The following is a 16,799-nucleotide window of genomic DNA, read 5'->3' as shown; positions in this document are numbered from 1 at the left end:
GGCTAGTTGATTTTAGATAATACTTATTAACTTGATGGTATAATAGGCATTACTTATAAGAAGGGGGAATCCGCGTGCGAATTCAACAATTACAATACTTTGAAAAGATTGCCGCAACTGGCTCGATGAACGAAGCGGCCAAACAGCTGTATATCAGCCAACCATCACTTTCTCAAGCAATGAAGGAGTTGGAAAAGGAGTACCAGGTGCAATTATTGTACCGGTCTAAGGTAGGAATTACGCTAACTGATGCGGGACGGGAATTCCTCAATTATGCCCGGGGAGTTTTAGACCAAGTTTCCTTGTTAGACGAACGTTTTGGGACGAAAACGACCCATAAGCAAATTTTTTCCGTTTCTGGGCAACATTATGCCTTTGTAGTCCATGCTTTTGTGGAATTAGTAAAGAAGATTGGTAAAGAAGAATATAATTTTACCCTGCGGGAGACCCAAACTGAAAACGTCCTTAATGATATCCAAAATTTAAGGAGTGAGGTGGGGATAATCTACCTAAATCCTTTTAATGCAACGGTAATGCACCGTTTGATCAGTGAACGAAATCTCGAATTTATACCGCTTTTTTACGCTAAGCCCCACGTCTTTGTTAGTCGGGATAATCCACTGACTAAAAAAGCCTCACTAACGATTAGTGATTTGGAAGACTACCCTTACCTTTCGTATGAACAGGGGGAAACGAATTCCTTTTACTTCAGTGAAGAAATCCAATCAACGCTCAAGCATAAAAAGTGGATTCAAATTTCAGATCGGGCCACCATCTTTAACTTAATGGCCGGTTTAAACGGCTACACAATCAGTTCAGGGATTATTTCGGCTGATCTGAATGATGATAAGATCGTGGCGATTCCCCTTGAAGTGGATGATTATATGGAATTAGGTTACCTAAAACGTAAACAAATTGAGCTATCACCGATTGGTCGGGATTATATCAACCTCTTAAAGCAACATATTAAAAACTTTGGCTTTTCAATTATTGGTGAGGCAGATGAAACAACTAGGTAAAAGCTAGAATGTAATTAATTGTAAAAACAAGACCAGATAGATCTAAAAATCTGCGCAAGATTAACACAAATTGCGCAGATTTTTAGATCTGTTAGGTGTCATTTGGGATGTTTTGAAGATTTCGGTTTGATTTTGTAGCTAATGGTTGATAGTTCGGTAATGAAAGCACCTACATTTTTCGGGTGGGGGCTGCTATACTTAACAAAAAATGGGAGGAAATTTATGAGTAAGCAAATTTACGTTGTTGGCGCAACGATTTTAAATGAGAAATATCAAGTCTTAGCTTCCAAGCGAGCAGATGACCGAATTTTAGGGACGCTTTGGGAATTTCCGGGTGGCAAAATTGAACCAGGCGAAACCCCAGAGCAAGCGTTGACCCGGGAGTTACGCGAAGAATTTAACGACCAGATTACGGTCGGTCCAGCTGTTGGTCCAACTTCAGTTTACGAATATGACTTTGGGACAGTCCATCTAACGGTCTTTTATGCCCATCTTGAAAGTCACCACTTTGATTTAGTAGCTCACAGTGAATTGCGGTGGTGTGATCAAGCAAAACTAGGTGAATTAACTTGGGCTGGTGCCGATGCCCCAATTGCAAAGTTAGTTAGTCAAGCCAACTTAAAGGAGATTTCGTTTTGAGTACTAATCAACACCAGGATTTTGACTATGGGCAGTTAAGTAGCCTGGCGTCAGCGATCCAAAAAGAAACCGGCATGGCCCGCGAAGTTGCCGGGGCAGTTTTAAATGGTTACGTTAATAGTGATCAATTTCCGGCAGCAGCTAAGTACGCACCACGGCTTTTGACCAATCAATTTGGTAATCAGATTTACGATCAAATCAAAACCGAATTGGAAGAATGCCAAAGTTTTACGTTTGCCGTTGCTTTTATCACGGATGCGATGTTATCAAATCTCAAGCCAATCTTCTTACGGTTAGCCAATCATGGAGTGCAGGGGCGACTATTAACTTCAACTTATCTTTGTTTTAACAGTCCCAAAGTTTTCCACGAACTGTTAAAAATTCCGAATCTAGAAGTTCGTCTTGCTGATGTAGATGGGTTCCATCAAAAAGGCTACATTTATGAAAAAGAGGACTACCAAACGATCATTATTGGGAGTGCTAACTTAACGGAAAAAGCCCTAATGAAGAACCAAAATTATGAGTGGAGCTTGCAAATTTCATCCTTGGATAATGGAGAGATTGTTCACCAAGTCAGTGAAAATGTGGAAACGGAATGGCGAGCAGCGCAGGCATTGACAGAAGAATGGATTGAGCTGTACGCCAGTAAATACGCAGAAGCAAAGCCTGCTTTAAAGCAGATCCATTCGGGCCATGTGATTGTTGATCGGCCAGGGGAGCAAACGATTAAGCCCAATCAAATGCAGCGGGATGCCTTAGGACAGATTCAAAATCTGCGGAACCATGGGGCTGATCGGGGATTAGTGGTTTCAGCAACCGGGACGGGGAAAACTTACTTAGCTGCTTTTGACGTTCAGAATTACCGCCCCAAGCGGATGCTTTTTATTGCTCACCGGGAACAGATTTTGAATAAATCTCGCCAAAGTTTTCAACGGATTCTTGGTGGTCCGGATCAAGACTTTGGTTTGTTTACCGGAAATCACCATGAAACGGATGCCAAATACGTCTTTGCCACTAACCAAACCTTAGCTAAGGAAGCTAATTTAAAGCAGTTTAAGCCGGATCAATTTGATTACATTTTAATTGATGAGGTCCACCACGTGGGGGCTAGTACCTACCAGCGGATTTTGAATTACTTTAAGCCGCAGTTCTTCTTGGGGATGACGGCAACGCCAGAGCGGAATGATGACTTTAACGTCTTTGAACTCTTTCATTATCAAATTGCTTATGAAATTCGCCTGCAAGATGCCTTGCTGGAAAAAATGCTGTGTCCTTTCCACTATGTAGGGGTCCATGATTTTGAGTTCAAAAACGATGCCGATAATGAATTAATCAATCAATATAATGCGGCTTTAGCGAAGAATAAATCAACGAATGACCTTGAACAACGAGCGTTAAGCCTTTTAAGTAGTCAAGAGCGGGTTAAGTATATTCTGCAAGCCACGGATTACTACGGTTATTCGGGGGATGTTTTACATGGGCTGGTTTTCTGTTCAAACCGGCAAGAAGCCAAAGAAATTGCCGCTAAATTTACGCAGCAAGGTCATCCGGCTAAAGCTTTGACTGGCGAAGACTCGCAAACAATCCGGGAAGCGGTGGTAGCGGAATTGGAAGCTGGTAAGATTGACTACATCGTGACAGTTGATATTTTTAACGAAGGGATCGACATTCCCTGCGTTAATCAGGTCGTTTTCTTGCGAAATACCAATTCCAGCATTATCTATACTCAGCAGTTAGGGCGGGGGTTGCGAAAAGCATCAAATAAAGATTACGTGGAAATTATCGACTTTATCGGGAACTATCAAAATAATTACCTGATTCCAATTGCTTTGACGGGAGATAATTCTGCTTCTAAGGATAATGCACGAGGAACAATCAACACGGAACCGACGATCGGCCTTTCCACGATTGCCTTTGACGAAGTGGCTAAGGAGAAAATCTATGAATCCTTACGCCAAGTTAAATTAGATGAAATGCAACGCTTGAAGGGAATCTACCAAAACATTAAGCAACGGGTGGGGCGGATTCCACGCTTAGAAGATTTTTATCGATTCGATTCAGTAGATCCGGAAATTTTAGCTAATAAGCAAAAAAATTATGCTCGCTTCTTGCAAAAGATGAAAGAAGATGTCGTAGTTACTGATCAAGAAGATAAATGGTTAACTTTCTTAGCTGCTGAACTGCTGAACGGAAAACGACTCTATGAATTGACCTTGTTAGAACTTCTTTTGGATCAGCAAACGGTAACTGGCAAGGAACTTCTTAGTCTTCTAAAGGCCCGCGGTGCTTATCTCAAAGACTGGTCACTCTGGTCAATGCGGCAAGTGTTGAGTCTCCAGTTCTTCAGTGAAAAGGCCGCCCCAAATCGTGCGGGGTATGGTGGTGAATCCTTGATTAACTGGGATGAAGAAAGTGATACCTATACCTTAAATGTTCACTTGCAAAAAGCGTTAAAAACGAATGAATGGTTTGCCAAACTTTGGCGTGATGGGGTCACGACCGGTATTCTCCGATCAAAGCGCTACTTGGGTGCGACTCCCTTCAAGTTAGGAGAGAAGTATACTCGGAAGGATACTTTACGACTGACTGGCTATAAGCAAAATCTCACCCCATTAAACATTGGTGGCTATTACTTTACCGATCGGGAAGGGTTAATCTTCATGACCTATGACAAAGCGGAGAATATCCAAAAGTCGATTGATTATGAGGACCGCCTGTTAGATGATCAACACTTACATTATTATTCCAAAAACAATCGTCGCTTGGATAGTAGTGAGATCAAAAAGTTTCAGTCGGGTAATTATGAATTACAACTCTTTGTTCAAAAATCTGGGGCAGACGATAACAAGACTTTTTATTACCTGGGAACGATGAAGTATAACCCAGGATCGGCGCGGCAAGAAGAAATTGCTGGGAAGCCGATTGTTTCGATGAATTTTACTTTGGCTCATCCGGTTGAACACAACCTGTACGAATTATTTACTAAGGGGAATTAATAATAATGGCAATGGAACGAGAATACTTTCTTGCATGTAATTATTTAATTCATGCAGTCAGTGGTAAATGGAAGCCTTCAATTATTTGCTCTCTGGACTTAGAACCGAAACGTTTTGGTGAACTCAGAACCTATTTTAAAAAACTTTACGGAGTGACTGCATCAGAAAAGGTCTTAGCAGAACAATTAAATCAACTAATTAACGACAAAATGGTTAAACGAACTAGTTACCCAACAGTACCGCCGAAAAACAATTTACTCATTAACTGCTAATGGAAAAAGAATGAAAAATATATTAATAGAAATGTCAGAATTTAGTGAGCAACTTATTAATTCAGGAACCATTTCTGATGTTAAGTATAAGTATGGAACTCAGAATATGTTAGGAATAACAATGGTTCCTCAAGGAAGCATTAAGAATTTTAAATCAAAAAAATAAAGCGGATGAGAAACAGACTAACATTAGTAGTGAAGTTGACATGTCGAGAGCTTTTTTGTCCTTAGGAGCAACTTTACTAGATAACCACGTTTTGTTCGAAATGTTGATTTTTAGCTTTTGCATAGGAAATGGAAAATCCCCCGAAAGAATTGAACTTCAAACAGAGGATTAATAATTAATGCGATGCATATTTTGAATTGATGTTAGTAGTAGAAGTTTCTCGACGGCTTGGAAGCAGAAAGGTTGGTTCGTTAGAATGGTTGTTGGTGTTTGTGAGCTCACACAAGAACAAACAGGATTGTGCTAATTTGTATTGCCTTGACCGTAATTCTTAATAATATTTGGAGATGCAAGAGGGCGGGAAGAAACTTGATTTTCTTCCCGCCCTTAGCTTTTCATTTAATTATTCTTTAGTTTCAGAATTCTTAGGATAGTGAATTTCAGACCAACCACCAAAACCGTTATGCAGAGAACGAATATTTTCCTCACCAGGAATAGAAATTCCGGTATTTTCTGATGAATAGTTGTCAATTAGTCCCTGGGTCATATGGTTTTTGTTAACTTGCTCGATACTTAATTCAGTAACAATATCTTTCTCATCGTTATGCATTAGTTTCTCAGCAAAAAGCGGATCAATAATATTTTCACGACCAACAGCAATAAGATCAGCTAAAGCAATGGCAGATTCTGCTTTTGCTTTACTATTAATACCACCGACGATAATTTCCTTTGCGCCATTTAGGTAAGGCTTAAATAGTGTAGCAAATGGTTTATTTGAATCCTTATACTTACTGTCAGCTATATCTCTATCTAGTAACATTGCATCTCCAGGCTTAGCATCGTAATGAGGCATTGATAAATGGATATAGTCAAGCTCAAATTGCTTCGTGATAGCATCAATTAACTTTGTTGATTCGTGCCAGGTATAACCAATGTTTGTACCATGAATTTCTTCCGGACTAATCCGGTAACCGACGATAAAATCTTTAGGAGCATACTTTTTAACGGTATTCATAACTGATTCTACAACGGCTAATGGAAAGTTAAAACGTTTTTCTAATGATCCACCCCAGTGATCATCTCGACGATTAGAAAATGCAGAAACAAATTGTTGAATTAAATAATGATTAGCACCGTGTATTTCCACACCGTCAAAGCCTGCATCAATTGAACGTTTGGTTGCCTTACCAAAATCAGAAATAATGTCCTTAATTTGTTCATCACTTAACTCATGAATTTTGTATGGAAGAAATGATAGGTCAAGAGCACTTGGCGCATAAACCGGTTTACCCTGGATAGCACGATAATTAGCCTCACGTCCAGTATGGGCAATCTGCATAATAGCTTTATTACCAGAGTGTTTAATCGCTGTTGCAACTTTTGTTAACTGGGGAATGAACTTATCATCATAAACTGCTAGTTGTTCTCTTCCTCGTTTCCAAGTTAGTGCGGGGCCACCATTTTCACTAACATACATATATTCAGTGATTATCATACCGCCTGACTTAGAATGAGCATTGTAGTAATCAATCGTTTCCTGTGTTGCATAGCCATCTTTACCATTACTTGTTAGCATTGGCGGTTGAACAAAACGATTTTTAACGGTTGCTCCGTGACGGAAAGTTAGGGGTTCATCATAGTTTGCCATATTTGTAATCTCCTTTTATAAAATGCTTACAAATATATGATATGCATTTGTGATCGCTTACACAATTAGGCACTTTTTTGTTAGTAGCTTACCTAAAAGTAAGTAATTATTTTAAAGCTTTTGCTACCTTGTGGAGATGGTAGTAAGAATTTTGTCGTAAGGAAATGGAAACTTAATTTATTAAATGACTATGAATCAATGCAGTTTCTAATTCAGCTTGAGAATGAATATGATTTAACTGATTCATCCAACTATCATTTTGAATATGATGCATGAGAGCGCCTAATACTTTAAGGTGCTTTTTTTGATCGATTGGAGCTAGACCGATAATTAACTTAATTTGTTTATGCGAATTTCCAATATAGAAAGGATGTCTGAAGAGGGTATAGGTAAAGCCAAGCTTATTAACACCAGCGTTTGGGGCTGCATGGGCCAGAAATATTCCTTTCCCAATTGCCATATAGTCCCCATGCTCTTCAGTTAATTGGATAATTTTTGATACATAGCTAGGTTCAATTGACGAATTATTAATTAGTGGATTCATTGCTAACCAAGTTGCATTCTTCCATTCAACTTCTTGTTCAATATAGGTTGCAAAACTATTGTCAAAAATAGTTGGAGTAATCTTTTCAGATTGGGGTGACATTTGGTAGAAATAGCCTTTGAGCGCTTTTTCTAAACCTGGATAGTCGACAATCCGAACGTAATTAGAAATAACATCAATTACTGCATCTACCGTAATTGAAGGATGTGATGAAATAGCTTGTTCAGAAATCAAGCCGACCTTAACTAACCACCCGTCAACTCGTTGCCAATCTGTTCTGGTCGGCATTACGGGCATTGTGATTAAGGGGCGAGCGGTTTCGATACGATTAGTCAATTTAACCGTACTAATAATTAAGCGGACATTATTTATCGAGGCATTTTCATATTGGAAACTGTTGAATGGACCTAGGAAGTTAACCGATGGATAGCGTCGTCGTAACTGGGTAATTAATAGTTGAGAAGTACCAATTCCGCTTGAACAAATTACCATCACACCGTCATCACTGTCGATGGGGAGATTTAAATTTTGGATAGCTCCACTAAAATAAACCGTAATGAGGGCTAGCTCATCATCTGAAAGTGGACGTTGCGTAAAATCGATAAAGGGTTGGACGGCAGTCCGAGTGATTTCAAATGATTCACGGTAATTTTTCTTAATTTGATTTAGTAACGGGTTGTGGTATTTAATATCGTATTTTGCTCGATAATAAGTAGAAACCATATGAATTAGCAAATCATGAGATAGTTTACTATCACCTATAGGAAGCTCTGTTCCCGAAACTTGGTTAAACCGTTGAATCATCTTTTGCGTGATTGGCTTTAACTGTTTAATGAGGGGATTATTCCAATTAATATGTTGAAAAGCCTGAGTATTGATAATTTCAGCTAGGAAGGTCGCTTCACTACGGGATGTTACCTTTTCATCACTTAAGAAACTATTAGCCCAGGTAAACGCAAGACTAGTATCTCCGTTTGTAGAATTTTGAAGTTGAAAATCTGGATAGTTAATAATTCTTTCAAGTAACCATTTAATATAGAGTGTCATTGATCGAAAAGCATCATTAACTAAAGTATTTCCAGTTATTTTTTCTAAGAGTTTTAGTTGCTTTTCAATTTTAAGGTCTGTTTTAAAAGTGAGATAAGCGTCTATTAAATTAAAAATTTCCATGAGGTTAGTAAATACCCACCGTCGTTTAACAACTTCAGGACCAATGATTTTCTTTCCAATTGATGTATTTACTAAATGTAAATCATGTGGAAGAGTTTCTGAGACTATCTTTAAGTCATTAATTGTAGTGTTTCGACTGACATTAAAGAATTGATTACATTTATTAATTGAAGTTGCGGGGCGACTGATTAGAAGCCACTTAATTAAAGTGTAACGATCATTTTTGCTAAGTTGCTTTGAAAATCTTCCATGAAGTAACAATTCGTTAAAGGTAGTGAACTTGAGTGATGCACTCTGTAATTTTTTTAGCGCAATAAGCGTGTCATTAGGAAGTAGATAGCCAAGGTTGCGAATATTGATAATCCCATCAAGTTCTTCTTTAGCAAGGGCATCATTAATGGCATTGAGGGTATAAAAAATAGTTCGCCGCGATACATTAAGAGTGTTCCTTAGGGTTGATAAAGAAACACCGTGGGGATTTTGCATTAGTAGTTCTAATAGTTGGTAGCCATGTTTATTTTTTATCTGAAGCATAATTTACACCTCTTTTGATTTATATATCTTAGTTAAATTTTTGCACTTTAGCAAGTGTCTGGTTTGCACTTGTGATAAAAAATGCAAATCGATATGATTTAACCATAATCATAAGTTAATTAGAAATGAGGTGAAAATTTGGCATTAGAATTATTGAATTCACAGATGATTCAGGTAATTGATGGGAAAGGACTAGATTGGAAAGAAGCAATCAGAAAGGCTGCCAATCCACTAGTTAAAAATGGAACGATTGGTATGGACTATGTTGAAAGTATGATTCAAGTTGTAACTGATAAAGGTCCTTACATTAACATTGGTCCAGAAATTGCACTAGCACATTCTAGGCCCCAGGGCAGTGTTACTAAGGTAGGATTGTCTTTGATGAAAACAAATCAACCAATCAACCTAGTTTCTGCAGAACATCCTGTTAAATTATGGTTTGTTTTAGCTGCTGTTGATAGCACAAGTCATCTATCTGTTATTCAGGAACTTTCGCAACTGTTAATGAATAAGGAAAATCTTAAACAGTTGTTAGAAGCTGAAACGGTAGATGATATTTTGGATGTCTTAAACGTACAGGAGGGATAAATTATGAGGTTTTTAGCGCTTTGTCAATCAGGTTTAGGTAGTTCATTTATGGTGCAAATGAACATTCAAAATCTTCTGCAAGAAGAAAATGTAGCTACAGAGATTTCCGTAGAACACTCTGATATTGGTAGTGCAACTGCTGACCAAGCAGATTACTTTTTCTTAGATCCAACCTTAAAGACTTCTGCAGGAAGTCTTCCGCAAGATAGATTGGTTATTTTGGAAAGTTTAGTGGATGCCGATGAACTAAAAGAGAAAGTTAATGCTGTTTTGGATCGTGAAGGAATTGCTCACGATTAATAAAATATTTGCCTTGATCATTCTTCCTGAATGTCTTTGGCAGTTAGGAGTATAAGTATGCAAGCAATTATAAATTTTTTCGTTAGTTTAGTTCAACAGCCTTCTTTGTTGGTTGGACTCTTAGCTGTTTTAGGGCTAATTCTACAAAAGAAAAAAGCTACCGACGTTGTTCAAGGTGGGGTTAAAACTTTTGCTGGGTTTTTGATCCTCACTGGTGGAGCAACGATCTTACAAAATGCATTGGTACCATTTGCAAAAATGTTTAAATTTGCTCTTCATGTTCAAGGGGTAGTCCCAAGTAATGAAGCTGTGGTGGCAATTGCACTTGTTAAATATGGGTCAATTACTGCGTTGATTATGTTTGTGGGGATGGTTGTCAACATCGCCCTTGCCCGTTTTACTAAATTTAAGTACATCTTCTTGACGGGGCAAGCAATGTTATACGTTTCCTGTTTAACTGCCGTAATCTTAGTTAGTGCAGGATTGGGAACTGGTTGGAAAACCATTATTCTTGGTGGACTTTTCGAAGGGACTCTCTTGACTGTTACGCCTGCTCTTTGTCAACCATTTATGCGTGAGATTACCCATGGTGATGCCGTCGCAATGGGGCATACTGGGAATATTGGATATGCCATTGCTGGTTGGATTGGTAAAATTTTCGGTAATAAGAAACACAGTACGGAAGATATCCAATTCCCTAAAGCATTAGGTTTTTTACGTGACTCAACAGTATCAATTACTTTAGTAATGGCAATTGTTTACATCTGTTTAGCAATTGCATCTGGTCCTCATTTTGTTGAAACTAAGTTAAGTGCCGGAACAAACTTCTTGGTATATGTAATTGTTCAAGCAGGTACATTTGCTGCCGGATTCGCAGTTGTTCTGCAAGGGGTACGGATGATTCTGGCTGAAATTGTACCCGCCTTCCAAGGGATTTCTAAGAAGCTGGTTCCAAATTCAAAGCCAGCCTTGGACGTACCAATTATCTTCCCATACGCACCAAACGCTGTTTTGCTTGGTTTCTTTGTATCATTTATCGTTGGTACTTTATCAATGTTCGTAATGATTGCCATGCATACTACCGTTATTATTCCTGGAGTTGTTGGCCATTTCTTCTGTGGAGCTGCGGCTGCAATTTATGGTAATTCAAAAGGTGGACGTCGTGGTGCAATCTTAGGGGCAACTGTTAATAGTTTGCTGATTTCCTGGTTACCACTTTATATCTTACCAATGTTAGGAAGTTTAAAGTTAGCCGCATCAACGTTCGCTGATACTGACTACTTAATTCCAGGAATTTTACTTGGGAAGTTAGGTAGCTTTGGTAACGTGGCAATTACAGTTGGTATTCTTGCATTTGTAGTTATCGTAATTTTAGTAAGTGCAATGATGAAGCAACCAGCTACTAAAGCTGAAGCTAAATAAAAAAGTTAGAAAATTAGCCTAATGGAGGTAAAAATGGAGAGACATGAAATTAGGGCAGTTAATGCACTGCGAATTTTAAGTGCAGATATGATTCAAAAAGCCAATAGTGGGCACCCTGGAGTGGCTATTGGGGCAGCTCCAATGGCGTTTGCACTTTGGGAAAAGGTCATGAATTTTAATCCTAATTTTGCTAATTGGATTAATCGAGATCGGTTCGTGCTTTCGGCTGGACATGGTTCTTCTTTGCTATATAGTTTGTTGTACTTCAACAAATTTGGGTTAACAGTGGATGACCTCAAAAGTTTCCGTCAATTAGATTCCAAACTACCCGGACATCCAGAAGTTGGCCATACTGCTGGGGTTGATGCAACCACTGGTCCATTGTCACAAGGGCTAGCAACTGCTGTTGGAATGGCGATGGCAGAGAAGCATTTAAGTGCTCTTTATAATCGGCCAGGTTTTAATGTGATTGATCACTATACGTATTCTATTATCGGGGACGGCGATCTAATGGAGGGCCTCAGTGAAGAAGCTCTTAATATTGCCGGAGATAAGAAATTAAATAAACTGATTGTCCTCTACGATTCCAATGATGTATCTCTAGACGGACCATTGAGTTTAAGTACAGATGAGAATGTAAAGTCTCGGGTAGAAGCTGCTGGTTGGGATTACTCATTAGTGGTAGATGGAAATACGAATATTGATGCGATTACGTTAGCCATTCAAAAAGCACAAAAGACTGATCGACCTTCTTTGATTGAAATTAAGACCACGATTGGATACGGAACACCGCAACAGGGAACGAATGCGGTACACGGATCAGCTTTAGGGGAAGAAAATCTTGCTAAAATGCGTGATTTCTTTGATTGGAAGTTAGCGCCCTTCGAATTTGATGATGAGATTTTCGAAACCTTTGATCAAGCAGTCGTAAATAAACGGGTAAATTACGATAATTGGTCAAAGATGTTTGCGGATTATTCAGCAGAATATCCTCAGGAAGCAGTGCGGTTAACTAGTCAAGAGCTGAACGTTGAAAGTCTGCATAATGAATACAAGGTAGGAGACCAAGTAGCAACACGTGTGGCTAGTCAGACAGTAATGAATCAGTTAGCGAAAGCGAATCCGCAATTCTGGGGTGGAGCAGCTGACTTAGCTTCGTCAAATAAGACGTATTTGAGCGATGGTGGGAACTTCACTTCAGAAACTCCAAAAGGAAAAAATGTTTACTTTGGGGTTCGTGAATTTGGGATGGCGACTGCAGTTAACGGGATTAACTTACATGGCGGTAGTCGTGCATTCGGAAGTACTTTCTTTGTCTTCTCAGATTATATGCGGGCGGCAGTCCGACTAGCTGCGATTATGAATTTGCCTTCAATTTTTATCGGTTCGCATGACTCGATTGCCGTTGGTGAAGATGGTCCAACCCACGAGCCGATTGAGCAGTTAACAAGTTTTCGTGCAATGCCAAATTTGAATGTAATTCGACCAGCAGATGCTAATGAAACAGTTCAAGCCTGGAAGTTAATCGGCCAAACAACGAACCGACCTAGTTTCTTAGTAACCTCCCGGCAAAAATTACCGGTATTAGCGGAAACAATTGACGCACCAATTGAAAAAGGTGCCTATGTGATTGTTGATTCTGATAAGGAAACGCCGGATGGGATTTTATTAGCTGCCGGTTCTGAAGTGTCACTAGCAATCAAAGCCAGAGAGTTACTATTAACTGAAGGAATTGATGTTAGAGTTGTATCAGTACCAGTGATGAATTTGTTTAATGATCAAAGTGATGATTACAAAGAAGCAGTCTTACCAGCCAACGTAACCAAGCGATTAGCAATTGAGATGGGAGCTAGCCTAAGTTGGTATCAATATGTTGGCTTAGATGGACGAGTTATGGGAATCGATAAATTCGGCCTTAGCGGAAAAGGCCCTGAAGTTATTGAACGATTTGGTTTTACACCAGAGAAGATAGCGGATCAGTTCAAAAAAATGATGTAACCACAATTTGAGGGGAAAATGATGTTATACACAGTTATACAAAAAACAGCCACGTTAATACGTGACTGTCACGGTTTACTAGTATTATTGCGAGTAATACAAGTAAATGGATTAATAGCGTTAACTTTGCCTGGAAAACAAATAAACGCTCCCCTCCATAATAGCATATTGTATTGAAATCTCTAACTTCCGGACAAATAAGTTAGAAAGTTCTTTTAAAATTGGGAAATCACTCCTCTAAATGAACCAAAAAATTTTATTTCCCAGGGAATACAAGAGGGTGGGAAGAAACTTGTGCTTCTTCCCACCCTCTTTGTCATCTCCGAATGTTACTCAGTAACTAAGGTCAAAGCAGTAGCCGAATGGCAGTTGCTTCCCTGGCGGTCGCACCAATCGATTCAGCCTTGCATGGGCTCACAAACGCCAAACCAGTTGGCTGGTTCGCTCCAAATCACGGCCTTAGTGGATAAGTGCGAACGAAAGGTCGATTCTATGAATCAACCTTCGTCCTTCTTATCCCAACTAGGCCGTCAAGGAGCTTTTTTCCCAACCTCTCTGTCCTTATTTTCCCCAAACTTCCTGGGCGATTTCTTGGATTAACTTAAGCTTGGCCCACTGTTGGTCGGAAGTTAAGATATTTCCTTCTTCGGTTGAAGCAAAGCCACATTGAGGACTTAAACATAACTTGTCAAGGGGATGGAACTTAGCGGCTTCATGGATCCGGTTAATAATCGTTTCCTTATCTTCAAGTTTGCCGGTCTTGGAAGTTACCAAACCTAAAACAACGTACTTATCATTAGGAACCTTAGTGAGCGGTTCAAAGCCACCGGCCCGTTTTGAATCATATTCAAGATAAAAAGCAGTAACATTTTCTTGAGCGAGCAGGGTATCAGCAACTGGTCCATAACCACCAGCGGCCGCCCAGGTTGAATGGTAATTTCCGCGGCAAACGTGGGTATTAATGGTTAAGTCGGCTGGCCAGTTGGCAAGGGTTGCGTTGTTGACTTTCAAAAAGCGTTCTTGGAGGGCTTGGAGTTCACTAACATCAGCTTTTGGATCTTTCTTTTTTAAATTAGCAAAGGCGTTGACCGAAATCCCCCAGGTACAATCATCCAATTGGAGGGTGCGACATCCAGCATCGTATAAGTCTTGGATTACTTGGCGGTAAGCCTTCACAACAGCACTATCGAAGTCTGCAAGATTTACGTAGAATTGCTTAACGTTTGCTTGATTTTCGGGTCGCAAGAATTCTTCTAAAAATTGAGCGGGGGCAGGAATCGTTTGTTTGACTTGGGTGCCTTTAGAAACATAGTCACGAACAAACTTAAAGTGTTCTACGAAGGGATGATGATCACCAGTCAAGGGACCCGTGATCTTAACGGTTTCGGGCCGCGTTTCCTCATCGGCAAAGTGATAGCCATGAGCAAGGGTGGCTTTTTCAACGCCTTGGAAGCCCCAGAAGAAATCTAAGTGCCACCAACTCCGACGAAATTCTCCATCAGTAACGGCTTTAAGTCCCGCTGCCTCTTCTTCCTTGATTAGCTTAATAATAGCTTGGTCTTCGACGGCAGTTAATTCTGCCTGTGAGATTTTACCCTGGGCAAATTTTTCCCGCGCAGCCTTAAGTTCAGCGGGCCGCAGAAAGCTGCCGACAATATCATAACGAAATGGTGAAGTTGTCCGGTTAGTAAATTCAGTCATAAGATTAACTCCCTTCTCAAATAAAAAATCCCTAGAACCAGCAAAAAATGTTGATTCTAGGGACGTTGATTAGCTTAATTACGTGTTGCCACCCTAATTCGATCTAGTCTCGCGGCTAAATCCTCAATAAGTACTCTGCAGAATACTTTGGTACGGTAACGGGTACCAAATCGCAAGTTGCTTGCAGATTGCTCACAACTTTAACCGCTCAGAGACCATCTTCATTGTTTTTCCCAATCCTGCTTCTCACCTAACGCAGTTCTCTGGAAAAGGGTAGCCCAACTACTCATCCCGTCATTGCGGTGGTTAAATTAATTTAATTGCCATCATACTATGGCTATATCTTAATTTTGTCAACATCAAATTTTAATTTAAGTCCCAAAAATAATTGGGGTTGCTACGCCACTGACTTTCGCGATCAATATTAATTGGGGAAATGATCCCTTAGACTATGGGGATTCAGGTGAGTTTGTTTAGGGGTTTGGCGATGAATTTGAAAGGCCATGGAGAGGCCATGGTTTGATTTTATTTATAATTTTGGAAGGCTTTGTTCACGTGCATTTGCTAACGTTTGTTATCTTAATAGTGTGAGCAAAATGGTTGGGCGGTGATAAGGTAACAATGACTTCCAGCTCTGTGCCGCATTATTTGCTTTTGGGGCATTGGGGATCAACTACATTTTTACAACTGGCTTTAATACTTTACCAGCCTTAAAATCTGCAATTGCTTGATTAAGTTCACTAAATTGATAAACTTTGATCATCTTGTCAAAGGCAAAGCGACCTTCTTGATAGTACTTGATCATCTCAGGAATAAATTTTTGTGGAATAGCATCGCCCTCGACTAAACCAGTAATCTTTTTAGACTCAGCAACAATATCGCTCATCATGTTGAGTGTAATATCGCCACCAATCCCTACGAGGACCGCTTCTCCAGCCGGGCACAAGATGTGGACACAGGTTTCAGCAACAGCAGAAACACCAGTTGTATCAAGACTATAGTTAACGCCGCCAGGAAGAATTTGATTAATAATTTCTTCTGGATCGACTTCTAAACTATTATAAACATCGGTTGCTCCGAACTCTTTAGCAAGCGCCAATTTATGTTCTTTACGGTCAAAAGCAATAATACGTTTTGCGCCAGCGATTTTAGCTCCTAAAACGGCTGACAAGCCAACTGGTCCCATCCCGAAGATTGCAATTGTATCGTCTACGGTCGGCTTAATGTAATTGAGGACTGTTCCAGCTCCAGTTTGAATACCACATCCTAGTGGCCCTAAGATATCTAAATTAATGTTATTAGGAACCCTAACCACGTTGTGTTCATCGGCAACAGCGTAGGTAGCAAATGACGATTGCCCGAAGTAAATGTTCAGGTCACCGTGTTTATCATGCATTCGATGAGTACCGTCGAAATTTGAGCCCGCAAAGTTTAATTCGTTGAACTTTTCACACATTCCGGGGTGACCAGCTTTACAGTTCCGACATTTACCACAGTAACTAAAAGATAGGATTACATGGTCACCGGGTTTTACGGAAGTAACATTGGAGCCAACCGCTTCTACAATTCCAGCCCCTTCGTGACCAAAGACGGCATTAAAGGGTGTTGTTAGGCCATCTTGACCAGCGATATCAGTATGACAAACCCCGGTTGCGGCAATCTTGATTAGGACTTCGTTTGCTTTAGGACTGTCTAATTCAACTTCTTCCAACTTAAAGTCTTCATGAGCGGCTTGAGCCACAGCGGCAGTAATTTTCATTTGTTATTCCTCCAAAGTCAAACTTTGTAAATTATTGAACAAA

The 16,799-nt window shown here is 39.8% G+C and carries 12 protein-coding genes; 8 read left to right on the top strand and 4 right to left on the bottom strand.

All coding sequences use genetic code 11. The features are described 5' to 3' along the window. The first annotated feature begins 74 nt into the window (after nucleotides 1–74). The 4 genes from GTO83_RS08610 to GTO83_RS08595 all read left to right on the top strand — a co-directional run bounded on the left by GTO83_RS08610 (nucleotide 75) and on the right by GTO83_RS08595 (nucleotide 4,926). Nucleotides 75–1,019 carry a LysR family transcriptional regulator gene (locus GTO83_RS08610; protein WP_180870440.1) on the top strand — a complete coding sequence of 315 codons (945 nt, stop codon included), beginning with the start codon at nucleotides 75–77 and terminating at the stop codon, nucleotides 1,017–1,019. 222 nt (nucleotides 1,020–1,241) lie between these two features. Further along, nucleotides 1,242–1,658, top strand: coding sequence for a (deoxy)nucleoside triphosphate pyrophosphohydrolase (locus tag GTO83_RS08605; RefSeq protein ID WP_180870438.1), 417 nt, complete (start codon nucleotides 1,242–1,244; stop codon nucleotides 1,656–1,658). Beyond that, complete coding sequence (locus GTO83_RS08600; RefSeq protein WP_255463118.1) at nucleotides 1,655–4,654, top strand: DEAD/DEAH box helicase; 3,000 nt, start codon at nucleotides 1,655–1,657, stop codon at nucleotides 4,652–4,654. The genes GTO83_RS08605 and GTO83_RS08600 overlap by 4 nt, the downstream gene beginning before the upstream one ends. Nucleotides 4,655–4,659: 5 nt before the next feature. After that, nucleotides 4,660–4,926 (top strand): helix-turn-helix domain-containing protein, encoded by a 267-nt coding sequence (locus GTO83_RS08595; protein WP_180870437.1) that lies wholly within the window; start codon nucleotides 4,660–4,662, stop codon nucleotides 4,924–4,926. A 569-nt stretch (nucleotides 4,927–5,495) separates the two neighbouring features. On the opposite strand, the gene GTO83_RS08590 is transcribed toward GTO83_RS08595, so the two are convergent. Continuing rightward, nucleotides 5,496–6,740 (bottom strand): NADH-dependent oxidoreductase, encoded by a 1,245-nt coding sequence (locus GTO83_RS08590; protein ID WP_180870435.1) that lies wholly within the window; start codon nucleotides 6,738–6,740, stop codon nucleotides 5,496–5,498. A gap of 172 nt (nucleotides 6,741–6,912) precedes the next feature. Next, nucleotides 6,913–8,988, bottom strand: a complete 2,076-nt coding sequence (locus GTO83_RS08585) for a BglG family transcription antiterminator (RefSeq protein WP_180870434.1) — start codon at nucleotides 8,986–8,988, stop codon at nucleotides 6,913–6,915. A gap of 138 nt (nucleotides 8,989–9,126) precedes the next feature. Here GTO83_RS08585 and GTO83_RS08580 point away from each other — a divergent pair, with 138 nt between their 5' ends. From GTO83_RS08580 to tkt, 4 genes are read left to right on the top strand one after another with little or no spacing between them, the layout of a single operon-like run. Continuing rightward, on the top strand, nucleotides 9,127–9,576 hold the full coding sequence (locus tag GTO83_RS08580) for a PTS sugar transporter subunit IIA (RefSeq protein ID WP_180870432.1): 450 nt from the start codon (nucleotides 9,127–9,129) through the stop codon (nucleotides 9,574–9,576). A 3-nt stretch (nucleotides 9,577–9,579) separates the two neighbouring features. Continuing rightward, nucleotides 9,580–9,876, top strand: coding sequence for a PTS sugar transporter subunit IIB (locus GTO83_RS08575; RefSeq protein ID WP_180870430.1), 297 nt, complete (start codon nucleotides 9,580–9,582; stop codon nucleotides 9,874–9,876). 57 nt (nucleotides 9,877–9,933) lie between these two features. Next, nucleotides 9,934–11,298, top strand: coding sequence for a PTS ascorbate transporter subunit IIC (locus GTO83_RS08570; RefSeq protein WP_180870428.1), 1,365 nt, complete (start codon nucleotides 9,934–9,936; stop codon nucleotides 11,296–11,298). A gap of 33 nt (nucleotides 11,299–11,331) precedes the next feature. Then, on the top strand, nucleotides 11,332–13,296 hold the full coding sequence (tkt, locus tag GTO83_RS08565; protein WP_180870426.1) for a transketolase: 1,965 nt from the start codon (nucleotides 11,332–11,334) through the stop codon (nucleotides 13,294–13,296). 561 nt (nucleotides 13,297–13,857) lie between these two features. Here tkt and GTO83_RS08560 read toward each other — a convergent pair. Together GTO83_RS08560 and GTO83_RS08555 are read right to left on the bottom strand one after the other, a co-directional pair. Then, nucleotides 13,858–14,997, bottom strand: coding sequence for a 5-methyltetrahydropteroyltriglutamate--homocysteine S-methyltransferase (locus tag GTO83_RS08560; protein ID WP_180870425.1), 1,140 nt, complete (start codon nucleotides 14,995–14,997; stop codon nucleotides 13,858–13,860). A gap of 673 nt (nucleotides 14,998–15,670) precedes the next feature. Then, nucleotides 15,671–16,756: an NAD(P)-dependent alcohol dehydrogenase gene (locus GTO83_RS08555; RefSeq protein WP_180870423.1), complete on the bottom strand. Its 1,086-nt coding sequence runs from the start codon at nucleotides 16,754–16,756 to the stop codon at nucleotides 15,671–15,673. Nucleotides 16,757–16,799: the final 43 nt, after the last annotated feature.

Source organism: Lactobacillus sp. 3B(2020), assembly GCF_013487845.1.
Classification (GTDB): domain Bacteria; phylum Bacillota; class Bacilli; order Lactobacillales; family Lactobacillaceae; genus Limosilactobacillus; species Limosilactobacillus alvi.
Note: the sequence above shows the minus strand (reverse complement) of the source record. Positions and strands in the feature narration are given on the sequence as shown.